The sequence below is a fragment of the Nitrospira sp. Vd2 genome (genome assembly GCF_979581665.1).
The window spans coordinates 30383-54881 of sequence record NZ_CEFZSK010000008.1; the positions used below are offsets into that span (position 1 = coordinate 30383).

The following is a 24499-nucleotide window of genomic DNA, read 5'->3' on the forward strand; positions in this document are numbered from 1 at the left end:
TCCTCAGCGCCGCTTCTCGCCCGACGCGATTTTGAAGCTGCCGACGATCGACTGTAGCTCGCTGGCCAACAAGCTCAAGTCATGACTGGCCTTCGCCGACTCGGTCGCGCCTCCGGCCGATTCCTTGCTCACCTTGGCCACGTTTTCGAGATCCGACGCGATGTGCTGTGTCGCGACGGACTGCTCTTCAGCCGCAACCGCAATCTGCCGGATCATGTCCGAAGTCTGCGTGACCATCTCGGCGATCTTCGCCAGCGCTTCTCCGGTCTTGTTGACGAGATTCACGCCGCTCGCCACCTTCTGCGTCCCGTCCTCCATCGACGCGACCGCGCCTTTCGTGTCGTGCTGAATCTGGCGGATCATGTCGCCGATTTCTTTCGTCGCCTTCGTCGTGCGCTCAGCAAGTTTGCGCACCTCGTCGGCGACGACCGCAAAGCCTCGCCCCTGCTCACCGGCGCGGGCCGCTTCGATCGCCGCGTTCAGCGCGAGGAGATTGGTCTGATCGGCAATGTCTTCGATCACCCGGACGATCTCGCCGATCTGATCCGAGGACTTGCCCAAGGCGGCGATGATCGACGCCGACTGCGTCACGGCATCGGAGATGTGCTGCATGCCGGTGATCGTTTCCGTCACGACGTCGCGGCCGCTCTTGGCGGTTTGTGCCGTCTCCTGCGCCATGCCCGCCGCTTTGCCGGAGTTTTGCGCCACCTCGGCGACGGTCGCGTTCATTTCCTCAACCGCCGTGGCGGTCTGCGCCGTACGGGTGGTGAGCCCTTCGGCGCCCTTCGACATTTGCTCGGCCGTCGCGGAGAGTTCGACCGACGCCGACGCGACCTTGTCCGTCACATGCGCCACCTTGGCGATCATCCCTTGTAGTTTTTCAATGAAGACGTTGAACCACTTGCCCAACTCGGCGATCTCATCCTTGCCGTTGGTCGGCACGCGCTTCGTCAAGTCACCTTCCCCCTCAGCGATATCACGGGAGATGTTCGTCATCGCGGTCAACGGCTTCACGACGACCCATCGCAGCATCAAATACATCGTCAGCACGGTCGCAAAGACCACCGCAACCAACGTCAACCCCGCGCGCTGCATCGATTCATTGGATGCCGCCTTGATCTGCTCCATCGGCACAGACACCGAAAGGACGCCCAGCACATCGCCGACCTGCTTGCCCGTATGACAGCCGATGCAGGCCTGGGTGGTCGCCTTGTCGGCACTCGCCCGCCGGAACGTCGTCGTGCCGTTTGATTCTTCGACTCGGGAATACGACTCGGCGCCGCTCTGGATGGCCTTGATCGCCTCTTCCTCGAAACGATCCTTCGCGGCATTGCTCGGATTCAATGGCTGGGCACTGATCAATCGCGCATTGAAGAGTCCAGTCTTGGACAATTCCTCGCTGATTTCCCGCGTCGCGGTGGCCGGAAGCGGGATCGCCTGCGGATTCTCCAAGTGGTTTTGCGAGATCAAGATCTCCTCGTTCTTCTTCATATTCTTGATCTTCTGGACGTAATTCTTGGCGATGTACCCGCGCGTCACCTGGGTTTGCGCCTCGATGATTTTTCCGCGCCCCTCGAGCATCCAGAGCATCTTGCTCTGCTCCTGCTGATAGACGAAATACAGACCGACTGCCGTGACCACCGTCGCGATCACGCCGATCAGCACAATGAACTTCTGCGCTATTTTCATCTGACTCAACCGATCCATCATACTCGCCTCCCTCCTGTCGCCCGTCTCACGGGTCTCCGTTTGTCTGTGCCCTGTGCCCGACGCCCCTTGTTTCGGCTCAGATCATGTTCATGATTTCTCCCGCGATCTGCGACAGGGGCACCACCTTTTCCGCGCAGCCGTTCTCCACGACCGCGCGCGGCATGCCGTACACGGTACACGTCGCCTCGTTCTGCGCGATGGTCCGGCCCTTCGCACCTTTGATCGCCCGCATCCCTTCCAAGCCGTCCTGTCCCATGCCGGTCAGAATCACGCCCACGGCCCGTTCGCCGTAGAGCGACGCAACCGACTGCATCATCACATCGACGGACGGCGCGTGCAGCAGCCCCTCGCCGTCCTTGCTGAGCGCGACCTGCACCTTGGTGGCCTGCCGCCTCGCCAGTCGCAACTGCACGCCTCCCGGCGCCAGGAGGGCCACGCCGGGAGTGACTTCGTCATTCTCGGCGGCCTCACGGATCTCGATCGAGCACATGGTGTTCATCCGGTCCGCGAACGGCTTGGTAAAACACTTGGGCATGTGTTGCACGATGACGATGCCCGCCGGGATGTCGGACGGGAACATCGGCAGCAGCTCGGACAAGGCCTGCGGACCGCCTGTCGAGCAGCCGATCGCGACGATCTTGCTCCCACGGGTTGCGCTGGTGGAACGTGACGTCAACGTCAGCGTGGGCTTGGGGAGCGGGCCCATGGGCCGGCGTGCCGAGAACGACTTGACCCGTCCCTTCGCACCGGCCGCGGCGATGACTTTCGCGACGAGATCATGATGAATGGCGCTGATGTTCGTGGCGACCCCGTCGAGTTGCTTCGGCACGAAATCGACGGCACCGAGGTCCAGGGCTTGCAGCGTTTCCTCCGCCCCTTGCGTCGTCAAGGAACTGACCATCAGGACCGGCACGGGGTGCGTCTGCATGATCTGCCGCAACGCTTCGAGCCCGTTCATCACGGGCATTTCCACATCGAGCGTCACCACGTCCGGTCCCCACTCGGCGATCTTTTGGAGCGCCTCTTCGCCGTTCCTTGCCGTTTCCACGTGGCCGATGCGTGTATCGCCCGACAGCATGCCGCACAGGGCCTTGCGCATAAACGCCGAATCATCGACGACGAGAACTCGAATGCCTGTGCCCATCACGTCCCTTTCCGGCTAGGAGCAGTAACGAATGATCGTCTGGGTCAATTCCTTTGGATCAAATTTGGTCAGATAATCGCTCGCCCCAACGGCTTTGCCCTTATCGGCGTTGCAACTGCCGGTGAGCGAGGAGTGCAGCACGATCGCGATGTCGTTGAACCGGGGATCGCTTCGAATGTGACGGGTCAACGTGAACCCGTCCATGTCCGGCATCTCGATGTCGCTCAACACAAGCTGCACCTCATCCTTCACCTGCCTGCCCGCTTCAGCGGCTTTCTGCGCCAACGCGAGGAGCTGCTCCCACGCGTCTTGTCCGGTCACGGCCTGCAGGTACGAGATCCCCAGTTTGTCGAGCGCCTTGCGAATTTGCATCCGGGCGACCGAGGAATCATCGGCAAACAGGACGCGCTTGTGCTTTATTTCCGGCTTCATCTCCACGCCGGCATAGACTTCCTCATCCGGTTTGGGCGACATCTCCGCCAGAATCTTCTCGACGTCGAGGATCAGCACCATCTGTCCGTCATCCAGCATCGCGACGGCGGTCACGGCACCTTTCGTATTATTCCTGACGAGCGGAGGCGGCGATTTGATCTGCGTCCACGAGAGCCGCAGGATGCGATCGACGCCGGCCACATGAAAGGCTTGCAGGCTCATGTTGTATTCGGTGACGATGAGCTTCCCCTCTTGCCCGCCGGTGACCTCCGTTCCCTCGCCGAGCCCCAACGTTTTTTTCAGACCGATCACCGGCACCGTGGTTCCACGGATATTCGCCATACCCTCGACCCGCGGATCGGCTTCCGGCAGCCGCGTCAGAGTGGGAAATTTCATCACCTCTCGGACCTTGAACACGTTGATCCCGAACACTTCCCCAGTGCCGATGTGGAACAGCAGCAGCTCCATCCGGTTGGTGCCGGCCAGCCCTGTCCGGGCATCCACTTCCTTCATGAAGGTTGACATGGCATCTCCTCGTCAGCTCGCGGGCGAAGGACCATTACACGCCGGCGGCGGCCGTCTTGCCGCTTCGGATGCTTTGCACCAATTCCGGTATATCGAGAATCAAGACGACCTTCCCTTCGCCGGTAATCGTGGCTCCGGCGATGCCTTTGATCTCCGCGAGGTAATCGCCCATCGACTTGATGACGACCTCTTCCTGCGATCGCAGTCGATCCACGATCACCCCGACTTGTCGCTCCCCGATCCCCACGACCACCACGTAGAACTTGTCACGTTGCGCGTCGGAAGGGATCCCGAACTCATCGGAGAGCCTCAGCAAGGGCAGGACCCGTTCCCGCAGCGTCAATACTTCGCGCCCGTTGATCGTTTTGATGTCGCCCTTCGTGATCTTGACCGCTTCGACGACCGAGCCAAGCGGGATGGCAAACGTCGCCATCTCCACCTCGACGAGCAGGGCCTGGATGATCGCGATCGTGAGCGGAAGCTTGATCGTGATGATGCTGCCCTTGCCCAGACGAGAGTCGATCTCCACGCTGCCGTTGATCCGTCGGATGTTGGTGCGGACGACGTCCATGCCCACCCCGCGCCCCGACACATCGGTGACCTGCTCGGCCGTGCTGAAGCCCGGCAAGAAGACGAGGTTTAGGACATCGCGGGGATCCATCCCGGCGAGCTCGGTTTCGCTGACGATGCCACGCGCGAGCGCTTTGGCTTTGATCTTCTCGACCTGCAATCCTTTGCCGTCATCTTCGATGCGAATGACGATGCTGTTGCCTTCCTGGCTGGCCGCGATCCGCACTAAGCCCTCCGGTGATTTCCCGGCCGCTTGTCGTTCGGTCGGCAGCTCGATACCGTGGTCGACTGCATTCCGGACGATGTGGATCAGCGGATCGCCGACTTCGTCCGCCACCGATTTGTCGAGTTCGGTATCTTCGCCGTGCAGCTCGAGTCTCACCTGCTTGTGCAGCTTTTGTGAGAGATCGCGCACCATGCGGGGGAATTTCGCCAACACCTTCCGGATCGGCAGCATCCGGGTTTTCATCACGGCGAGCTGCAGGTCCGTCGTCACGAGATTGAGCTGCGCGAGCGTCTCACCGAGCTCCCGGACCAGCGGTTCGTTTTCGTACGACTGCTCCAAGCCGCCGCCGAGCTTCATGAGCCGATTGCGTCCAAGGACCAATTCACCGACCAGATTCATGACGGTATCGAGGCGACTGGTTTCAACACGGATGGTCTGGTCGTCCTCACCGCGGCCTTGTTTCACTTGCTTCTGCAGCGCCGCTTCCAACGTGCGCTCACTGATCGCACCGGACTGGACGAGGATTTCGCCGAGCGGCAATTTCTTCTCTTGCTGCTCGAGGGCCTCCATGACCTGCTCTTTCGACACCGCGCCTTCCTGAATCAGAATTTCTCCCAGCTTGGGCGGCGCGGGCGCCTCGATGGCCGGCGCGACCTCCGCCGGCGGCGGTTCGAGGTTCACCTGGCTCTCGACGGGCGCCGGCGCCCCACCGGCAAGGATGGCGTCCAGCTTCTGGGACATGGCGTCCGTTTCGACTTGCGTATCGATGCCCGATTCGCGGATATGACTCATCAGCTCCTTCACCACATCGATTGCCTCGAGGATGACCGTAATGATCGCCGGGGTGACGGCCATCTCGCCTTGCCGCAACTTGTTCAAAATGTTCTCGGACCGATGCGTCACGTCGACGAGACGGTTGAAGCCCAGAAAGGCCGCCGACCCTTTCATGCTGTGCATGGCACGAAAGATCTCGTCGAGGAGTTCCCGATTGTTAGGGTCCGACTCCAGCGTGATGAACCGCTGATCCAGCAGTTCGATCATTTCTTGCGACTCCGCCAGAAACTCGTTCAGGATTTCTTTGAGCTCGTCGTCCATGCACCGCCTCCGCTCATCTTGAGCTGCCTGCGCTCACCCCACCGGCACTCTTCTCTGCATCAGTTGAATCCGAACTGTCCCAAAATGTCGTCCACCAGGTCCTGCTTGAGCGCCGTCGATTTCGAGGCCTCCAGTTCTTTCAACATCTGATCCGCCTTGCCGTTGATCTTCTTTCCGCCGCCCTCTTGGCTCAGCCCGAATACCACCACCATCTCCAAGAGCTTGTGTTCAACGTCATCCAGGATCGTCATGATCTTCTTGATCCGCTGGGCGACGAGGTCCTGGAACGACAAGGCCGTCATGATTTCGACCAGCCGACGCTCGTCGTCCGCGACCCGGCGCTCGAGTGTCTTCAACTGGTGCAGGGCATCAGCGATCGAGCCTCCGTTCGCCAAGAAGCTCGTGAGCTGGGATAGCCCGCGGCTCAGCGCGAGCCGGTTGTCTTGGATCGTTTCCGTCAGCTCCATGACGCGATGCGTGCCTTCCTCGGTCAGCTTCGACAGATCGCTCAGATGTTCACTGGCCTGCGGCAATTGTGCTGTCGTGTCGTGAATCGGGGCTTCCACCTGGCGGAGCTGCCGCATCGTCGTTTCAATGTAGCGGGTCAATTCGCCCAACTCGGCGTACAACTTGCGCTGACCGTCATTCACAGGAGCCTCCATTCGGTCTCCGCACCCCAACCCGTCGGTGATCGTCGGCTTGCTACTTGAAGATCTTGCTCATCTTCTCTTGCAGAATTTCCGCCGTGAACGGCTTGACGACATAATTGCTGACGCCCGCCTGCACGGCCTCGATGATGTTCTCCTTTTGCGCTTCCGCCGTGACCATCAAGACCGGAATTGATTTCAAGGTTTCGTCCCCGCGGATGGCGCGCAACAACTCGATACCGCTCATGACCGGCATGTTCCAGTCCGACACCACGAAGCCGTACTTGTCGGCCCGAAGCTTGTTCAGTGCCTCCTGCCCGTTCTCGGCTTCTTCGACGTTACCGAATCCCAATTGCTTCAGGAGATTCTTGACGATTCTCCGCATCGTGCTCATGTCGTCGACGACCATGATCTTCATGTTGGGATCTGCCGGCATACCGCGCTCCTCCTTGTTCGCCCGCGTCGCGTGCCGCGACTACATTTTTTGATAGACAACGGACCGGTTCGCATGGACGGCGGTAAACGACGTGGACACGCCGTGCAGCGATTCGGAAAACCCAATCACCAAGTAGCCTTGAGGCCGCAGCGCCTGACCGAGGTTGGCGACAATCCGTTGCTTGGCCTTATCGTCAAAGTAGATCAGGCAATTGCGGCAGAAAATGACATCGAAGCCGCGCATGAGTTTCATCCGCACACTGTCGTACAAATTCATCTGGCTGAACTTCACGAGCTGTTTCACCCTGTCGCTCACGGCGTACTGCCCGCCCTGGCAATGAAAATATTTTTTCAGCAACGCGGGCGGCACATTGCGGACCGCGTACGCGCCGTAGACCGCCGTTTGCGCCGCACTCAATGCCGACTCACTGATGTCGCTGGCCACGATCTCGAGCGTCCAATTCATCAACGCGGGGTGCTCCAGCATCAAGATAGCGAGCGTGTACGCCTCATCGCCCGTCGAGCAGGCCGCGCTCCACAGCCGCAATTTGCCCGCCGCCGCATTGGCCCGTGCAATCGCCGGAACGATCACGTCTGAGAACGCCTGAAGCTGGGCCAGGTCCCGATAGAAAAACGTCTCGTTTGTCGTGACGAGATCGAAGACGTGATTGAGCTCGTGGTCCCGCCATGCGTCATACTTCAGCAGCCGGAGATAGTCCTCATAGGAGCCGCACTTGCGTTCTTTCAGCCGCGGCTGCAATCGGCTTTCGAGAACATATTTTTTATTATCGGGAAAGAACAGGCCCGTCAGTTCGTAGATCAGATCACGAAGATCGCGAAACGTTGACTGAGTGAGCTCGGTCGTGGCCTTCACGCTGCGTCCACACGTCTGATCAACATCATCATTGCCGACCGTCACGCCTGCGCAGACCGCCGCTGCATCCATTGTTGAATATCGTGACGGAGAAAGCGCCAATGCTTGCCGATTTTGGACGCCGGGATCTCCCCGATGCGCGCAAGCTTGTAAACAGTGGATTTCGGAACGCGCAGAAAGTGTGCGACTTCTCCGACTGTGAGAATTTCTCCTTCCAATGTCGCCTTCCCCCTCTGTTGTGTGTCGATTCCTGTTAAGACCGTCTCGTTCATGTCGAATGCCATATCGGATTGCCGGATGGAAAACTTAAGGAGCGCCCTTTGGCCATTGATCGCCGGCGGTAACGGCAACCGTCTTGCAACCATCGGGAGGCCAGACCGGCCGACGGGTAGACCGTAGACGCGCGGCTAGATAGAACTGGCCGGATTCTCGTCAGAGATTTGAATTCAGGAGAGTCGTGAGCACGATCGTCTCGATTGCGTCAGGCAAGGGAGGAGTGGGCAAAAGCGTCGTAGCGGGCAATCTCGGCCTAGCGCTTGCCAAACAAGGCCGGCGAGTGATTCTCGTCGACCTGGACGTCGGCGGCTGCGACCTGCACGTTCTGTTCGGCCTCCTCTCTCCGCCCGTCACGCTGACCGATTTCCTGGCTCGTCGTGTTGACTCGCTTGATGCGCTTGTGCTTCCGATTCCCGGACAGGCGGGCCTTAGCCTGATCCCGGGCACGGGAGACACGCTGGCGACGGCGAACATGCCCTATGCCAAGAAGAAACGTTTGCTGAGGCATCTCAGGAATTTGGAGGCCGATGTGCTGATCATCGACATCGGCGCCGGCACGAATTACCACGCCCTGGATTTCTTTCTGATGGCCGATTATCCCATCGCCGTCGCCACCCCTGATCCGACGTCCGTCCTCGATCTTTATCGATTCATCAAGCTCGCGGCGATTCGACGGGTGCTGTCGCGCGTCCTCGTGAACGATCCCTTGACCGAGGCCCTGTCGGACCGGGACTTCGACAGCGTCGACGAGGTGCTGGCCGCGGCCGGGACAACCGGAGAGACGGGCCGTCTTCTCGTCGAGGACGCTCTCAGGGCGTTTCGTCCCTCGCTTCTACTCAATCGCACGACGCCACGATCGAAAGTCAATACGTTGCAGTTACAGAAGCTGCTGCGGCACTACGTGGGCGGAGAACTGACGCTATTGGGCGAGATCCCAGACGATCCCGCCGTGCAACAGTCGGTCCGAAGCTATTTGCCGGTCGTGGAGTCCTCGCCGAAATCCCCCGCCGCTCAGGCGTTCACCTGCGCGAGCTCACGGTTGCTCGCTGCAATCGGTCACCAGGAACCCGTCGCTACGAACGGCTAGTCTCGAATTACCGGGCCACTCAGATGCCGAGCGCGCAGACGTTCGGCTTGAACCTGGAAGATATGCCGGATCACCCGTTCGTGGTCGTCTTGCTCCATCGCAACAAAACGGGTGGCAACGCTGTAGAGCCGATCGGCCGCCTGTACAGCTTCCACCCGCGTCACGACGGCTCGCGCAGTGATGGGCACAAAGGGCGGAAGGATGAGGCGGAGGTCCAGTTCATCACCTTCGTTCAACGGGCGGGAAACGTGAAAGCTGATCCCGCCGCCGCTGATATTGACGCATGTCAACCGGGGAAGCGGCATCTCGGGTTTCCCATCCCTAGCAAGCTGCTGGAGGATCACTTCGAGAACCCAATCGATTTTCTTGAGCCATGGAATGAGCAACGGATCACCTTCCGGGGCGTGACGCTCGAGAAGATCAGCCGTGGGCTTTGTGATAAAGGTCGTAATCGCGTCGGCCAACGGTTGGTCGGCGTCCGGAGGCCCGAACGCGGCTTCACGTGCCACGACGCGATAATCGAGCAAGAGCGTGTCATCGACGCGAAGCCACTCGCGCCGCTCGTCCAAGTATTGCGGCACCCTCGACTGGCTCATAGCCGGTTGGTAGACGCGCGCCGGTGAGGAGCCCCCCGCCCAGCCGGCCTGCAAAGCGTTTGCTCGTCACCCGCCGGATCCACAACCACCAAGTTGCGCCCGGATGACTTCGCCTTGTACAGCGCGTGATCGGCAGCCGCAACGAGCTGCTCGGGTGTCAGCGAAGCGGCCTGCCGGTAGCTCGCCACGCCGAAGCTCATGGTGAGCCGTACGGTGGAACCACCGACGACGAAGACGTGTCGTGCGATCCGATTCCTGATGCGATCGGCCAACGTTACGGCCGCATGCGCGCTGGTTCTCGGCAGAATCAACGCAAACTCCTCACCGCCATACCGAGTCACGATATCGGATCCCCGGATCGAAGTCGCGAGTAGACCCGCCACTTCCCTGAGCAGCGCATCGCCGGACGGATGGCCGAATCGATCGTTCACAGTCTTGAAATGGTCGATGTCGGTCAAGACGAGACACATCGGCGACTGGTAGCGCTGCGCGGTATGGAGTTCCCGACGCAGAATGGCGTCGAAGGCGCGGCGATTGAGCAGATTGGTCAAGCTATCGCGAATGGCCAGCTGTTCAAGCTCTTGGAGCAGCGTTAAATGGCTCATCGCCAATGCGAGCGACGTCGCGGCGATGCCAAGCCACTTCGTTTCCGCCTGCTCGAACCCATTCACGCTCATGCGCTCGATACGAAGCGAGCCGTGGCAGACGGTGCCGGAGAGCAGCGGCAGTTCCAAGATTGACGCTCGGGATCGCTCCGGATTGTCGCGGTGTGCCGGCAACAGCCTTCTGACCGCATGGTCACGCTCACCTCCAGCGAATGCGGTACGAAGCCAGATGCCTTCCGGCCGATGCCACCGGACAGTGAGGCCGTCGAATGGGACGATCTGCGTCAGGCGGTCAGCGAAGACCTCGATCATTTCATCTACGGTTCGTGTCGCCGATACCGACTGGCCGAGTTCGTTCAAGCGAATCAAGTGGTCGTTCCAGCGTTGTAGCGCATCTCGTTCCTGCGCTAACTCCAGGTTGGCCTTCTTGAGACGTGCCGACAACCCGTGGACCTCGAGAAACGCCGCTCGCGTGCGTAGCCCCTCTCGTAACGCTTCTTCAATCCGCCCGGCCTTGACCGGAGCAACGAGATAGTCATAGACGCCGTCCCGGAGTAAGGCTGCAACGGTCTCGGCGCCGGCTTCAGGGCCGACGAGGATGAGGCAACTGTCGCTTTCCCGTTCGCGAAGGCGTTCGAGGACCGGTCGTACCTCGTCCGGCGATGAGCGGACGGTGTAGATCACTGCGCCACGATCTCCGCCGGTCGCTCGCTCAACAAGCTCGCGGTCCGTCTCAACCCAGACGTGGGTATACTGGGCCGCGGCCAGCCGGCTGAGCAGTGTCTCCGCGCTCCATTCAGCCGTATGTCGAATAAGGATTCGCATCAATGGCGGTGATCCGATGCATTGCTTCAAACTGCGCACTACACGCCAAGCAAGCATCCTGCCAGCGTGCCGGCCTTTAACACCGCTGTTTCTTTGGAGGCGAGATTACACGACAAGCGTCGCAGGCAGATTTTGCCGGGCGAGATGATGCCGGTTACTTCGGATCGGAGAATTGAGGGGTTGCTTCCTCAGCTTCGCCCACCGACTGAAGTGCCTCGTCGGAAATCGTGACGCGATCCAGCCTTGATTCCGGCGCCTGAGGCGACTCCGCCTTGGTATCTTCTACGCGCAAGCTTCGATGGTAAGTGCGCACGAGATTGTGGAGATGCGAGAACTCTATCGCCATGGCGGGTGTCGTGTTCAGACTCAGATGTGCCCGTCGACGTATCGAGCCCGGCCTTGTGCTGAGGGGTGAGCGAGACGGTGAAACGTTCGCCGCATGGCGGCCGCATCATCGAGAAGGACTACAACGGCCGAGCGGGCCGTGTATGCCTTTAGATAGATCGTTTCATCGAGTTCGGACAAGCGCTGCGCGGTCTGGGCGGAGAAGGAATGCTGCTCCAACAGGTCTTGCCGACCTGCGTAGCAATGTTGGACGATCGTCCAATCCCCTCGCTCCGCGGCGCGTAAGGCCTCCTCGGTGAGCGCTACAGCGCTCCGTTCCCAGTCGCTCGCCATGGGATCATGCCCCTACGACGGCCGCCATCGCTCCTTGTTGAGCCAGCGTCTGCCAGGCATCACGTAAGGTGGTGAGGCAACGAATGGGTCCGTCGAGATGCTTCACATCATGGCGCAGATTCGCTTGGGTAAACTCCTCCAGCATGTAGTCATAGAGTCGTCGCAGCGAGGCAGCGATCTCCTTGCCGCGCTCCATGTCCAGGACATTGGAAAGCTCACTCACGATTGCGATCGCACGCCCCAAGAAGCGTGCCTTGTCCCGATAGTCGTTGCGAAGAATGCCTTCTCGTGCCAACTCGAGTGATTGCAGCACGCCGTCATACAGCAACACGATCAATTGCACTTCGGATGCCGTGAGCACTTGGGTGCGTTGGTACTGCTTGATCGCCTCGTTCATATGCCTTCCTTTATAGCTGTTTCAGGTAGTCCATCTGGCCTTGCATCTGGCGCAACAAGGCATCCAACTGGGCATACTGCAATTGCAGACGCTCTTGGTACGCGCTGAGCGCGTCCTGCTTCTGGCGAATTTGGTCTCCCATGTCGCTGATCTGTTGGCTGAGACTGGCCTTCCGCAAGGTCAGTGCGCCAGAGCTCACGTCATCAAGCGCATCGATGGCATCGGAGATCCGCTGTGCCACGCCAGTCGAACTCGGCTGTCCGGCAAAGAGGTTCTGCACGTCGGTATAGTTTGTGCTGAGCGCACCTTGCAGTTTTGTGTCATCGATCGTGATGGTCCCGTCTCGTTGCGTCTGAAAGCCCAACAGGCCCACGGATGTCAGATTGCTCAATCCGCTCACTTCATCCGACATCGCCTGTCGCAATCGGCTCAACACGGTCTGTGGTGTCCCTTCGGCAAAAAACACACCACCCTGCTTGGTATCCGTGTCGTAGGTGTCTCGGGAGCCGATAAACTTCACCACGTCGTTATATGCGGACACGAGCGCTTTGATATCAGTTGTGATCGACGCGAGATCCCGCCCGACGGCAACATTCACCGTCTTCCCCGCTGCGGTGGTCGATTTCAGTGATAATGTCACGCCCGCGATCGCATCAGTGATGGTATTGCTGCTGCGCTGGATGGTGACCGTCGTCCCGGTGGGATCGCCCAAGACGACAGTTGCATCCTGCGCCGCCTGTAACGTGTCCGTCCCGCCGGTGCCGGTGGAATTGAGAAAATCCAAGTCCGTCGAGTCGGCTGTCACGCTAATGGCCGACGCCGCACCCGTGTCGGTGCTGGTCAACAGCAATCGATACGCGGGGGACGTGCTCGTGCCGGTATTCAACACGGACGCGCTGACGCCGGCGCCCAGATCGTTGATCGCGGTCTTCAGATCATCTAACGTCGCGCCGTTACTCAATGTCACCGTCTGCGTCGTACCGCCGCCGACCTGAAAGCTGAAAGTCGCCGAGCTGCCCGAGACGATGCTGCTCGTCGTGCTGCTGACGGTTTTTGAGACTTTCGAAGCGATCTGGTGTGCGGTCGCCAATTGCGTAATCTGAAGCGTGTAATTCCCCGGCGTGGCGTCACTGCTTGCTGTCGCGCTGAGAAGCGTATCGTCACCGACCGACACCGAAAATCGGTCGAATCCGGACGCCCGTTGGAGGCTCGACGCCGCTGACTGCAACTTGAGGAGATCAGAATCCAACGTTCCATAATCGGTCAGCCGCGTCTGAAGCGTCTTCTGATCCTGGGAGAGCTGGTCGATCGGGACCTGCTCGACCGCAACGAGTTGGGAGACGACCTGTTGAAAGTCGATGCCATTTCCAAGCCCGCCAAAACTGATCCCAGCCATCGTTATGTCCGTTTCGTCAGGAGTAGTCCTTGTGCCACGTCCAGCCGCTTGGCAATCTCGAGCATCTCCTGTGCCGGTACTTGCCGGATCAACTCCCCTGATTGCTGATCGATGATCTTCACGACCACGCGATGCAGATCGGGGTCGATCTCGATCTTCAGCCGGGAGTCCATATGATCGAAGGCTTCTCGCACCTTCTGCACTGCGTGCTCCAAGGTGCTCCGATCCGCGGCAACGCCTCCGGCCGATTCGGGATGATTCGATCCAAGCCGGGCCCCGGGGACTTTTGTCGACCCTCCATCGGCGCCCTTCGGTACAGGATCAAGGGTCACGGGAAGGGCGTCCCGCCCCGTCACCTCATGAATCATGGCCGCCTCCGTTCAATAATCCTTCGCGCGTCCTTTCGAGAAGAAAGGACGCGCGAAAGTCGTTGGGCTTACCGCAACAAGGTCAATGCCTGCTGCGGCAGCGCGTTCGCTTGGGCCAGAATGGCGATGCCTGATTGCACGAGGATCTGGTTCTTGGTGAACACCGAGGTTTCGTATGCCACGTCCGCATCACGGATGCGGGACTCCGCGGCCGAGAAGTTCTGGCTCGTTACCTGAAGGCTGGAGATCGTCGCCTCCAAGCGGTTCTGATACGACCCGTAATCGGCTCGCGCCGTCGCTACCGCGCTGATCGCGCTGTCGATGTTTGACAAGGCGCTCTGCGCGTTCGCCGCCGTCGACACGTTGACCGTGTTGAGCCCAATCGAGCTGACGTCCAGATCCCGAAGGCTGAGGGTCAAGCTGTCATTCGCACCGCTCTTGAAGCCGACTTGAATCGTAAATTGATTCGCAGAGCCGCTGAGCAGTGCGGTGCCGTTAAACTCGGTCACGGCCGCGATACGGTCGATCTCGGACCGTAACTGCACAAATTCTTGATCCAGGTACGAGCGCTCGGTCGTGCCCACGGTCCCGTTCGCCGACTCTGACGCCAATTCCCGCATGCGGGACAGCAGATTACCGATCGTCTGTGCGGCGCCGTCCGCGATCTGCGTCAAGCTGATGCCGTCGTTCGAATTGCGGACGGCCTGATTGATGCTGCGGATATGGGCACGCAACGTTTCCGACACGCCGAGGCCGGCGGCATCGTCAGCGGCGCGAGTGATGCGAAGACCGGACGACAATCTCTCGACGGAACGCTCCAACTGATCAGTGCTGGCCGTCAAGTTATTCTGCGCCGCCAGCGAGGCGATGTTCGTGTTAACGACAAGTGCCATGACGTTCCTCCTTGAATGGGTTAAGTGTCGGTCTGTCTTCGGCATCCTTGCCGGGACAGCGGCGAGTTGCGGTCATGACACCGCCACCCCCTCTCCGACCGCCGTACTCGCTGTTGGCTCTGTATCGGCACCGGCTGAAGCGAACTTGAGAGGAACACCTGGCCATCCCAAGCTTCATGAAATGGAACGTAACGATCGACAATGGAGACCACGAAACCTATGGTAAAAGTCGTGGCAGTATTTCGTATTCCAGAAGATCGGCCACCATGATGGAGTCGCCTGACGTTCGTGCATGGACCAGTTTGTGCGCCCACGAATACAATCCTCCCTCCTGGCCTGTGCTCCCCGGCATTGCCTTGTCGGCATATTCCAGGTAGTCGGCAAGCCGACCTAGCCAGCTATCAACGGAAGAGACGGAAGCAGTATGGGTCCGCAGTCCCGAGACCAATGACTCCCCGTCTGCTCGCAAGAGAGAGACATATTGATGCACCGTTGCTTCCGCGCGCCGGGTGATGTCCTCAAGTGACTGCGTCTGCGCATGTATGGGACCTATCTCTCCCACACGGCGTTCCAACAGGGGCGGAATGAGATCGCGATCACTGATCGATCGTCCCGCGATCGAGAGCCTCGTGACGAGCCGTCCTTTAGCGTGAGCTCTGTCGCTAATTGCAGCAACGGTCTCGGCCACGCGGGCGTTATCATCAACACTCCACCGCTCTTCATCCATCGAGATTTGCATGGCATCCTCTTTCACGATGAGCCCATAGCTGCATCATCTGTAATTTAACCGGCCTCCTTGACATGCCCGTAGTCGGTCCATGACTGCCATCAGACGCCGATACCACGTTCGATACGCGTCTACCTGCTGCCTGGCCATCGCACCGATTTCCATATCCTCACTGGAATGCAGATGACGGACGAACGCCACAGTAATGGGTTCGAATGCCGGCGACCCCATTGCTTCAGCAATGGCGCGGTGCCGGCGTTCGGTGAGTTCGCTCTGCAGCGATTGAAGGGTTTTCACGAGAAGAGGCTGTTGACGCACCACGTTTGCGACCGCTTCAGCGCGTGTCACCAAGTCTGCCGCCGAGGTGAGGAGACGACGACATCGAGTTTCCTCAACATCGAGATCCGGCGGCGGCCCCACCTGCCCCTGATTGCTAGAAAGACCGGTGAAGGACTCGTACCAGAACCGCCGCCAAAAACGTGCATACCACTCTGTGCTTTCATCTTCGTGACCAGCCCTCAGGTCATAGTGAACAAGACCGTCGCCGTCCATCGACGACTGATAGAGGCGGACACCACTGATTCGAGTTGGCAGGGGGCCATGGCCAAGAAGATGGACGCAGAGTTGCGCAACCTCATCCGGCACGATGCGATCTTTGCAAGCATGATGCGCACAAACCTGATCGAATCCACACGGAGCACAGCCGAGTTCAGGCTGAATCACCCAATGCCCATTCCCGTAAGGCCCGGTCTCATGAAAATCGACGTGACCAACGGAGAGATCGATGACCGGTGTCCCCACGCCGACCGCCAGGTGCATCGGCCCGGTGTCGTTCGTGATCATCAATCGGCACTGCTGCAAGAGCGCGACGAGTTGGGGGAGAGTCGTCTGCCCAATGGCATCGATCACGGCGCCCCTCCCGCCTGACGCTCTGTACGCCGCGAGGGCCTGCGCGGCGGCAGTCCCTTCGCTGTTCGTCCCGATCAGGACGAACGTCGCATCGACGCGTCGCGCCAAGGCGGCCATCGCCCGGCCGAAATACTCCGGCCGCCACGCCTTGATCGCTTCACTCGCGCCGACCTGTACGGCAACCAAATGGCCGGCCGCCTTCCCTTTCACGAACCGAACAGCCCATTCGACGGCATCCCGATCGACCGCGAGTGTCAATGGCGCAGCCGGCCCCGCCCCGCTTCCGCCCAACGCGTAGAGATCGACCAAGTTGAATCGATTGAAGCGGCGATAGCGGTGGAGGTCGGCAAAATACGCCATCCAAGGGTTGTTGACGATCGTCACGCCGTCGGCCGTCGCCGTCACCCCTCTTGTGTCCGGTACGCGGAGGTAGGCCGCGAGCAAGCCGCTGCGGCGATTGAATGTGAGATTGACGACGCGGTCATATCCCACTTCAGCTAACCGTCCAAGCCACCCCGTCACCTCGCGATGCAGCGACACTATATCTTTCGTCATCGCACGCGTGTCGTCGGTCAGCGCTTGAAAATCCTGAGCATGGATGTGGCGAAGACCGGGCAACAGGGCTGCCACACTGGCAAACGACCGATCGACCAGAAGATCGACCGCGACGCCGGGACACTCATGATGCAGCCGCGTGATGAGCGGTACGGTTTGCACGAGATCGCCCATCCTGGTCACATTGATGATCAACACCTGCTGCGTCATACGAGGTCCCGCGTCTCTTGCCGATATTCGTCGAGCATGAGGATGATCAACTCATCACGGCTCAACACGGCCGTCGGCCCTTTGCGACGGATCTCTGCTGCCAACTGTTTCAACTCTACCCGTTCGTTCCCGGCATGACGGCCGAGCGCTTCTCGAAGCTCCGGCGGCACGCTATTCTGTTGCGCCAAGGCTGCCGCCTGCCGCTCCCCGCGCAGCACGCCGCCGATTCGATCGGGATGGCGGAGCCCGAGATGGCTCAACAGCGCGGTCATGCGATGCACGTACGTGTGGCGTTGGAGGACCTGTTCTCGCGCACGGGCCGCTGCGGCGGCACGAGCGTCCGGCTCATCGAGCCAGCGGCGTATCGCGGGTACGCACTCTTCAGGTCGTTCCATGATCGCCACATCGCCGGCCTCGAACAGTTCCGCCAACAACGTCCGCCGATCGACGAGCTGAAACGCACCGCACGCCGCCAACTCGAACGTGCGAGGATTGACGAAATCTCCCTCCGGATCGAAGCCGCTCCCCGTCCAACTGTGCAGGTTGAGGTTGACCTTGGTGGCGCTGAACACTTTGATGCACGTGTCCGTGTCGATCCGTGCTCCATTGCGTTGCAGCACGTGATCGAGCCCCGTCGCGTCGTCCCATTCGTTGCCCCAAACCTTGAACGTCCACTCCTGTCGAGCGAGTTCAGGAAGAAGCTGACGCCGGTTCGCATAGCCGGCGCCGACGAAGGACACATCGGCGCCAAATTCTCGCCGCTCTTCGTCGGACAGCATCACGGGACGATGAACAGCGGGGTCGGCCGCCATCGGCAAGTACGTCACATCCTTCGCGCCAGCTTGACGCAACGCCTCTTCACATGCCCCACGCTGGATCACGAACCAGTGATCGTAGGCGCCGGCCACTTGTTGCCAATACGTGAGATGCCGGTAGTTCTCAACGAACCACATGGCGGTCAGAAAACGCTTGCGACGGAGCAGATCGAGTAGAGGAACACTGAGCGGGGCCTGCGCCAGCGCGAGCGTGATGTCGGGCGGGTCTTCCGCCAGCCTAGCCAGGGTCAGTTGCCCGAGCACGTCGCCGAAGCGCGTTTGCAAGGTGAGTTGATGCCGCCGATCGCTGAGCCGTCCGAACGCCTCGTAGCTGGCATGATGGACACTGTGATCGATCCATGTCACACGGTGGCCGAGCGTGTCCAGTGCCGAGACCACGTATCGAGCAATGGGCAACGAGCCGCCGTAGATCGGCCCGACGACGGCGACGTGCACCTGCCCCCCCGATCGTGCTGCCATCTGTTCGCGCAACCGCCGTTCCAGCTCAGCATGGATACCACTATTATGAATGCGGGCTGCCGGCGCATACGAGACGATGCGGACCGGCTGTGGGAACTCGTTGATGGCGGCCGCCATGCTGCTCGTGTCTCCCCAGACCCAGACGACCTGGCCGGCCCAGTCATCAATCGCCCTCGCCGCACACGCATCGTGTAGCTCGTCGAGATTGGGCACGGCCACCGCCACAATTTGCTCGCGAGGAAGCAGCGACTTCAATGCTTCAACGTGATACAGAAGTCCAACACCAAGGACGACAATTGTCTCCTTTTCAGAGCAACGTGATGCTTGTGCATCTGCCCACGCTTGCGCCTCACGCTGCGGGTCATACGCACTGTGGATAGCCTTGTTCGATTCCGATGCCGTCGGCAAGCCGGAACGGGACTGGCTCATGGTGAGCAGTCCCCCCTTGGCGTCCCGAACGGCCGCTGCTAGTTTCGTGTCACGCTGCCGGATCGCAGCAAGGTTCGTCTCAAACCAGCTCATGATTCTCTACTCGTGATCGTGCGGCCGTCGTCAATCGCTGCCAGATTTCCTCGCGCGTCCGCTCCGGCCTCTCGTCGTCAGGTTCCGTGTAATAGGCACCCCATCGATCCACTCGGCTCTGCCAACACTGCCAGCCGTCGACACGACCCGATTCCGACGTTCCGTGTTGCAGCAGCGCGACACTTTCTCTGATCGGCCACCTCTGCGGCACTTCGCAGTCCGACTGCCACACCCAATGTCCTCTACCGTAGGGACCGGTCTCATGGATTCGCGCCTTCGCAAAATAGAAGCCCATTACTCGTGTACCAAGCGCCGCGGCGAGATGGAGGGGTCCCGTATCACTGCCCACGACCGCTTCGCAACGACCGAGCACCGTCATGAGTTGCGTAAGATCAATCCGCCCGGTCGCATTCCAGACACGGCCGAGCAGCAGCGGCGGTAACGTTTCCTCCATGACTCGTGCGGCCTCCTGTTCGCGTTGACTGCCGAGGAGCACCACGCATGTCTCTGGATCAGCACGCAGGTATGTCATAATCCACTCAGACCAGACGGACGGCGGGATCCAACGCTCCCGCGCTCCGGCCCCGACGATCACGCCAATCCATCGGCTTGATTGTTCTCCCATCGCTGACAGGAAAGGTGGCAACGGCGCAGATTGCGGAGAGAGTCGCGGTGGCTCGCCAGTCGGTCGAACCCCGCACAGCCCACAGAAGGCATCCGCCAGGTGGACACGATTTGGTCCTCGTTCTCTGGCAACCGCCCGCAAATACTCAGCCCACGGGGACAGCGCAGTGGTCAGTGGACCGGCCTCGCCCGGCCCCCGCACGTCGGAAGCGAAGAGGTGCGCGGCCAGGATCGCGCGATCGTGTTGATTCAAATTATACGCGCGGACATAGCGCCGGCCGGCAGTCACATCGAGATATCGGACGATCTCCGCGCAATTGCCCGGGCTCGCCACATCGCGCCGCGCCCACTCTCGCCATCGCTCGCCATCCCAAGGAATGACGGCATCGACCATCGCGCACGCCTGCATGACGGGAACGAGCGGCGCCGCGCATAGGACGTCGAGATAACGTTCGCCTCGCTGTTTCCGGATGGCTGCAACCGCAGGAAGCGACTGAACGAGGTCACCCAACCTTGCGAGTTGAACGACAAGAGCGCGGGTCATGATGCGGAGGTAGTCGTGAGCGCGCCTCCGTTCAGCGCGGTCGCTAATTCATTCAAGCCATCGTAGCCGGGATTCAGAAGATGAATGGCGTGGTATTCGCTGCGCGCCACATCGTGGCGGCCCAGGCGCACGGCAACGCCGGCCAAGGCAAATCGCGCTGCGAGATCCGCCGAGTTTCGAGCCGTGAATCGGCGCAGGTGGGCGAAGAGGTCGGCCCAACGCTCGAGCGCCGTGCCGCTTCGCAAGAGCCAGTGGAGCGCATCCTGATCGTCAGGGGCAACGCGGAGCGCTTCTGAAAAATGCGGCCATGCACGGCCCGGGTCCCCCGCGCCCATCGCCGCCATCCCGATCCCCATGTGCGCTTTTCTAACATCGCCTCCATACTGTAGCGCCCGGCCAAATGCGGCCTCCGCGTCGGCATACGAGTGTCGCTGCATCGCGAGCACGCCGCGGAGCAGCCATCCCTCCCCATGATCGGGCGAGCGGCTCAGCAGTGTTGTAAGATGCTCCTCCGCTTCCTCCACGCGGCCGGCCTCGAGCGCATATTTCGCCAGTGCAACCCGCGCATCCGCGGCTTCTTCGATGGAAAGGAGACGTTGCCAAAATGCAGGCGCATGGGCTTCGAGCTTCGCCCATCGGCAAAGGCCAGCCGCCCACCGCAAAACCCCCTTGTCTTCAGGCCACCCTTCTTCTGCCAACAGTGACGCCAGAGCCGTGAAATCCCTCCGGTGTGCTGCTCGTTGCGCGGCTGCCACCCGTTCCCATTGGTCGCGCGTCTGGGGCGGCAACACCGCCAAACGATCCTTCAGCAGGTGATCCTCCGTCCAAGTCGTATAGAAGTAGCCGTCGCTGACATAGACGGAATCTTCGTCCGGCAACCACCAATGGTGTCCCCATCGCTGAATGAGCCGGCGTACATTGTGATCTTCATATGTCTTGCGTCCCGGCGTCTGGCTTTCGAGATGATAGAGAACGCTCCTCGGCTGATAGATCACGCGGCCGCCCCGCTCCCGAATCTTCAAACACAGATCGACATCCTCGAAGCCATTCACATATTCCTCGTCGAACCCGCCAACGGCGTCAAATGCCTCCCGGCGCACCAGCATGCATGCCCCTGTCACAACCTGAAATTCCCGGCGAGAATTGACGGCAGGCGCGGCGGCCGGGAACCCTCTATACACGTGATAGGGCAGAAAGAAGTCACGTGAAAAGACCACGCCCGCGTGTTGAATGGAGCCATCCGGATACAACAGCTTACTGCCGACGACCGCGACGTCAGGATACGATTCGATTTCGTCCACGAGCGCCTTCAACCAGCCAGGCAAGGGAATGGTATCGTTATTGAGAAAGACGAGATAACGACCGCTCGCCGCCCTCGCGCCTTGATTACACGCTTTTGCAAAGCCGCGATTGTCGGTGTTCCGAATGATTCGGACATCACCGCCGAGTCGGGCGAGTAACTCGCCGGTCGTATCCGTAGAGCCGTTATCGACAATCACGACTTCGTAGTTGACATCCTGAGTCGTACGGCTCAGCGCTCTCAGACATTGTTCGGTTAGCTCTCGGCGATTCCAGACCGGCACAATGATCGAACAATCCACGGACTGACGTCGCAGCTCCTTCGCCCGAACTGCGAGCTGCTCTTGCTGAGCTTGAAGTACCCCCGGGAGGCGCTCGGCATAGGGACGATATTTTCGATAAATAATCTCGGTCGTCCGAAAATAAGTGTCCCGGTCCCCGCTTGTCATCGAGGAGCCATCGGTCCGCCACGTAAATTCTGCTGTTTTCAACGGGACGTGCAGGAAGGCCGTTCTCGTGGCGATTCGGATCCAGAGATCCCAATCCTCGTGTGCAAAGAGCGATTCGTCAAACCCGCCGACCTCGTCGATCAGCGCGCGCTCGTGCATCACGCACAGAACGGGAAAGTAATTGGAAACAAGAAGCTGTGGAGCGCTAAAGTCATACGAATATGGAGCATCGCGGTTTATCTCGACCCGTTGGCATCCATCCCACCGCTCATGCACTCGCCATGCGTCACTATACGCGGCCCTGAATGTTCCCGCTTCAAGTGCGCGCACCAACATTTCGAGGTGCTCTGGGTAATAGCGATCGTCATCATCGAGATAGGCTACATATTTCCCTTTGGCCAAACGTAGGCCCGTATTCCGAGATGCAGCCAGCCCCCGATTACGGTCGTGCCGCGCATAGATGATGCGGCCGTCGTGATCAAGTGCGTGAATGATGTCTTCCACATCGATGTCTCCATCATTCACGACGATAATTTCGAAGTCTTGCATCGTTTGCCGGAGAATCGTCTCGAGCGCTTCACGCAATTGCGCGGGACGGTTATAGGTCGGCACAATGACCGATACCATCGGAGGCAGGTTGAACGAGGAGATATGGTGAGAGCCATCAGACAGCTGGCACGCCCATACCTGATAAATAGGCAACAATGAGAGTGCCCGCTGGTCCACAGGCGTCGGCGCAGGGATGAAACGTAATGACGGAAGCTCAACGTAGACACGCTCCAGACCAAGGCAGTACAGGCCTGTGCCGCGCAGCAGCGAGCGAAGTTCGGTCTCTGTCAGCCAGTCTTCGATGGGTTGATTCGGCGGTGCGATTCGTTGCCATTGTTCGCGGGCATCCCCGCGAGGGGTGCTGAGGATAAGGTACCCACCTGGTTTGAGGAGAGCCACGAGGGTATGAAGGAAATCGGGTTGATCCGCTTGAGGAACGTGTTCGATGACCTCAGAGCAAATCACGACATCGTACGGGGAGAAGTCAGGCCGGTCGAGAATGGTCTTGGCCGTACCGGCCGTAAACCGTAAGGAGGGGAACAACTCTCTCGCCCGCCCTGCGACTTCCGCAACCGGTTCCACGCCTTCACAGTCCCCGTAACAGGTCGAGAGAAGATTCGTCAGCCAACCTCGGCCACAGCCAACTTCGATCATCCGAAGTGGCCCGCTTCCCGCCGGTCTTCGTCGTGCAATCATCTCCAAGAACGACGCAATTTTGCTCCATCGCGCCGCTTCATCGGGATTGGGATGGGGCGTAGACCAGTATGGCGTATCGATGAAAAGCTTCGTATAGAAGCGATCTGTCGGCGTCGACGTTTGGGTCGGATGGTCCCCTTCACTCCTTTTAGCCGGTAAGATGCCATCGCCGTTTGGCATCCTTCTTTCTCCGCACGCCACTCCCTGCCGGATCCACTCCAGCACTTCGCGAACTCTCATCTCACTGCTGTGCAGTGCCTTCACGTTCTCGTGAGCCGCCGCGGCGATTGCATATCGATATTTAACGTCGTTCAACACTTTGACGAGATGATCGCGGAGAAGGTCCGGTCGCGTCGTATCAAACAGCAAGATTTCTTTTCCATCCCGAAACAGCTTGCGATTCCTCTCGCGGTCAGGAGGGGACCATGAAATCACCGGACGTCCTGCCGCCATCGCCTCTACCACTCGGCCTGGATAGAATTTTGCCAAGCTTGGCAAATTGACGATTGCCGGCCACCGCATTAAGCCCTGCATCCAGACGTCAAAAATGTTCTCTCGGATTGATCGAAGATGATTGACGTATGAGGTCAGGTCTTCAAGATTCGGCCGCCAGCCGGAGCTGAGCCGTTCAATAGTCCCACGATTCAACGCATCGAACGCAGCCGGAAGGGTCGTGGCGTCCTCGGGTGGCTCAGGTTTGGTCAAAAGCCCCTCAAGTTCGTGTCGTTTCAACCAGTGGCCTCGTTCTCCGTACAGATCGCCATAGAAGGCAGCCACGCGTCCGGCCGATGTGGCTGCCGGTGGCACAATACAGCGGCCAGGGACCGTAGAGGGCCACCAGAAGGCGGCGGCCCGGCCATTCGCATTGATCTCTTCGACATCGCGCTCATCGCATGCTACGACGTGGGTCATGTACCGAATTTGTTCATGGACAAGCGACGCACGCGACCGTAGATGCGGCGCAACCCGGTAGTCCTCCTCGTCATACCGCAACGACTCCATGACAAAGCCGACACGCACGGGAGCCACGACGGCCAGCCATTCGAGAAAAGGGCGAGAGTATTCGTTGTGGACAAGCCAGACCCAGGCGAGATCAAACTGTTGCCCGTCGAATAATCGGCGAACATGGGACAGCCATGAAGATGGATCTTGATCGCCGATGGCATGAAACGCGGGCACTGTCAGGCACTCAAACTTGTTCGCCCGCAATCCTTCCTCGAGCCCGAAACTTGCGGCATATGACCACGCTCTGGCACGTGCCCAGGTAGGAAACTCGAGTTGGATCAGCAAGGCGCGCCTGCCTTCAGCTAACATCAACTACCCTTCCTGCCAAGGGATGAC

The 24499-nt window shown here is 59.9% G+C and carries 21 protein-coding genes; 1 reads left to right on the top strand and 20 read right to left on the bottom strand.

The features are described 5' to 3' along the window. Nucleotides 1–3 precede the first annotated feature (3 nt). From AC1U7K_RS04110 to AC1U7K_RS04145, 8 genes are all read right to left on the bottom strand, one after another. Nucleotides 4–1710, bottom strand: a complete 1707-nt coding sequence (locus tag AC1U7K_RS04110) for a methyl-accepting chemotaxis protein (RefSeq protein ID WP_480249525.1) — start codon at nucleotides 1708–1710, stop codon at nucleotides 4–6. A gap of 76 nt (nucleotides 1711–1786) precedes the next feature. Continuing rightward, nucleotides 1787–2854 (bottom strand): protein-glutamate methylesterase/protein-glutamine glutaminase, encoded by a 1068-nt coding sequence (locus AC1U7K_RS04115; RefSeq protein WP_480249526.1) that lies wholly within the window; start codon nucleotides 2852–2854, stop codon nucleotides 1787–1789. A gap of 15 nt (nucleotides 2855–2869) precedes the next feature. After that, nucleotides 2870–3811, bottom strand: coding sequence for a chemotaxis protein (locus tag AC1U7K_RS04120; protein WP_480249527.1), 942 nt, complete (start codon nucleotides 3809–3811; stop codon nucleotides 2870–2872). Between the two features lie 34 nt (nucleotides 3812–3845). Then, nucleotides 3846–5702 (bottom strand): chemotaxis protein CheA, encoded by a 1857-nt coding sequence (locus AC1U7K_RS04125; RefSeq protein ID WP_480249528.1) that lies wholly within the window; start codon nucleotides 5700–5702, stop codon nucleotides 3846–3848. A gap of 59 nt (nucleotides 5703–5761) precedes the next feature. Beyond that, nucleotides 5762–6364: a protein phosphatase CheZ gene (locus AC1U7K_RS04130; protein WP_480249529.1), complete on the bottom strand. Its 603-nt coding sequence runs from the start codon at nucleotides 6362–6364 to the stop codon at nucleotides 5762–5764. A gap of 40 nt (nucleotides 6365–6404) precedes the next feature. Next, the gene (gene cheY, locus AC1U7K_RS04135) at nucleotides 6405–6785 is read right to left on the bottom strand and encodes a chemotaxis response regulator CheY (RefSeq protein ID WP_480249530.1); all 381 of its coding nucleotides are present in this window, start codon (nucleotides 6783–6785) and stop codon (nucleotides 6405–6407) included. Between the two features lie 39 nt (nucleotides 6786–6824). Further along, the gene (locus AC1U7K_RS04140; protein WP_480249531.1) at nucleotides 6825–7658 is read right to left on the bottom strand and encodes a CheR family methyltransferase; all 834 of its coding nucleotides are present in this window, start codon (nucleotides 7656–7658) and stop codon (nucleotides 6825–6827) included. 41 nt (nucleotides 7659–7699) lie between these two features. After that, nucleotides 7700–8023 carry a helix-turn-helix domain-containing protein gene (locus tag AC1U7K_RS04145; RefSeq protein WP_480249532.1) on the bottom strand — a complete coding sequence of 108 codons (324 nt, stop codon included), beginning with the start codon at nucleotides 8021–8023 and terminating at the stop codon, nucleotides 7700–7702. Between the two features lie 92 nt (nucleotides 8024–8115). Between AC1U7K_RS04145 and AC1U7K_RS04150 the strand changes: the two genes are divergently transcribed. Further along, nucleotides 8116–9021, top strand: coding sequence for a P-loop NTPase (locus tag AC1U7K_RS04150; protein WP_480249533.1), 906 nt, complete (start codon nucleotides 8116–8118; stop codon nucleotides 9019–9021). Here the strand turns inward: AC1U7K_RS04150 and AC1U7K_RS04155 are convergent. From AC1U7K_RS04155 to AC1U7K_RS04210, 12 genes are all read right to left on the bottom strand, one after another. Next, nucleotides 9018–9617 (bottom strand): PilZ domain-containing protein, encoded by a 600-nt coding sequence (locus AC1U7K_RS04155; protein ID WP_480249534.1) that lies wholly within the window; start codon nucleotides 9615–9617, stop codon nucleotides 9018–9020. The genes AC1U7K_RS04150 and AC1U7K_RS04155 overlap by 4 nt on opposite strands. Further along, the gene (locus tag AC1U7K_RS04160; RefSeq protein WP_480249535.1) at nucleotides 9614–11047 is read right to left on the bottom strand and encodes a GGDEF domain-containing protein; all 1434 of its coding nucleotides are present in this window, start codon (nucleotides 11045–11047) and stop codon (nucleotides 9614–9616) included. The genes AC1U7K_RS04155 and AC1U7K_RS04160 overlap by 4 nt, the downstream gene beginning before the upstream one ends. Nucleotides 11048–11413: 366 nt before the next feature. Next, nucleotides 11414–11725 (bottom strand): hypothetical protein, encoded by a 312-nt coding sequence (locus AC1U7K_RS04165; protein WP_480249536.1) that lies wholly within the window; start codon nucleotides 11723–11725, stop codon nucleotides 11414–11416. Between the two features lie 4 nt (nucleotides 11726–11729). Continuing rightward, nucleotides 11730–12122 carry a flagellar export chaperone FliS gene (fliS, locus tag AC1U7K_RS04170; RefSeq protein WP_480249537.1) on the bottom strand — a complete coding sequence of 131 codons (393 nt, stop codon included), beginning with the start codon at nucleotides 12120–12122 and terminating at the stop codon, nucleotides 11730–11732. 10 nt (nucleotides 12123–12132) lie between these two features. Further along, nucleotides 12133–13518: a flagellar filament capping protein FliD gene (fliD, locus tag AC1U7K_RS04175; RefSeq protein WP_480249538.1), complete on the bottom strand. Its 1386-nt coding sequence runs from the start codon at nucleotides 13516–13518 to the stop codon at nucleotides 12133–12135. 2 nt (nucleotides 13519–13520) lie between these two features. After that, entirely contained in the window at nucleotides 13521–13886 is a 366-nt protein-coding gene (locus AC1U7K_RS04180; RefSeq protein WP_480249539.1) for a flagellar protein FlaG, read from the bottom strand. Nucleotides 13887–13954: 68 nt separating this feature from the next. Beyond that, nucleotides 13955–14779 (bottom strand): flagellin N-terminal helical domain-containing protein, encoded by an 825-nt coding sequence (locus AC1U7K_RS04185; protein WP_480249540.1) that lies wholly within the window; start codon nucleotides 14777–14779, stop codon nucleotides 13955–13957. A gap of 217 nt (nucleotides 14780–14996) precedes the next feature. Beyond that, entirely contained in the window at nucleotides 14997–15518 is a 522-nt protein-coding gene (locus tag AC1U7K_RS04190; protein ID WP_480249541.1) for a hypothetical protein, read from the bottom strand. 33 nt (nucleotides 15519–15551) lie between these two features. After that, nucleotides 15552–17180: a glycosyltransferase family 9 protein gene (locus tag AC1U7K_RS04195; protein WP_480249542.1), complete on the bottom strand. Its 1629-nt coding sequence runs from the start codon at nucleotides 17178–17180 to the stop codon at nucleotides 15552–15554. Further along, a complete protein-coding gene (locus tag AC1U7K_RS04200) occupies nucleotides 17177–18997 on the bottom strand; it encodes a CgeB family protein (RefSeq protein ID WP_480249543.1) in 1821 nt (606 codons plus the stop codon). The genes AC1U7K_RS04195 and AC1U7K_RS04200 overlap by 4 nt, the downstream gene beginning before the upstream one ends. Then, a complete protein-coding gene (locus AC1U7K_RS04205; protein ID WP_480249544.1) occupies nucleotides 18984–20165 on the bottom strand; it encodes a glycosyltransferase family 9 protein in 1182 nt (393 codons plus the stop codon). The genes AC1U7K_RS04200 and AC1U7K_RS04205 overlap by 14 nt, the downstream gene beginning before the upstream one ends. Next, nucleotides 20162–24472 (bottom strand): glycosyltransferase, encoded by a 4311-nt coding sequence (locus AC1U7K_RS04210; RefSeq protein WP_480249545.1) that lies wholly within the window; start codon nucleotides 24470–24472, stop codon nucleotides 20162–20164. Before AC1U7K_RS04210 ends, AC1U7K_RS04205 begins: the two co-directional genes overlap by 4 nt. Between the last annotated feature and the right edge of the window lie 27 nt (nucleotides 24473–24499).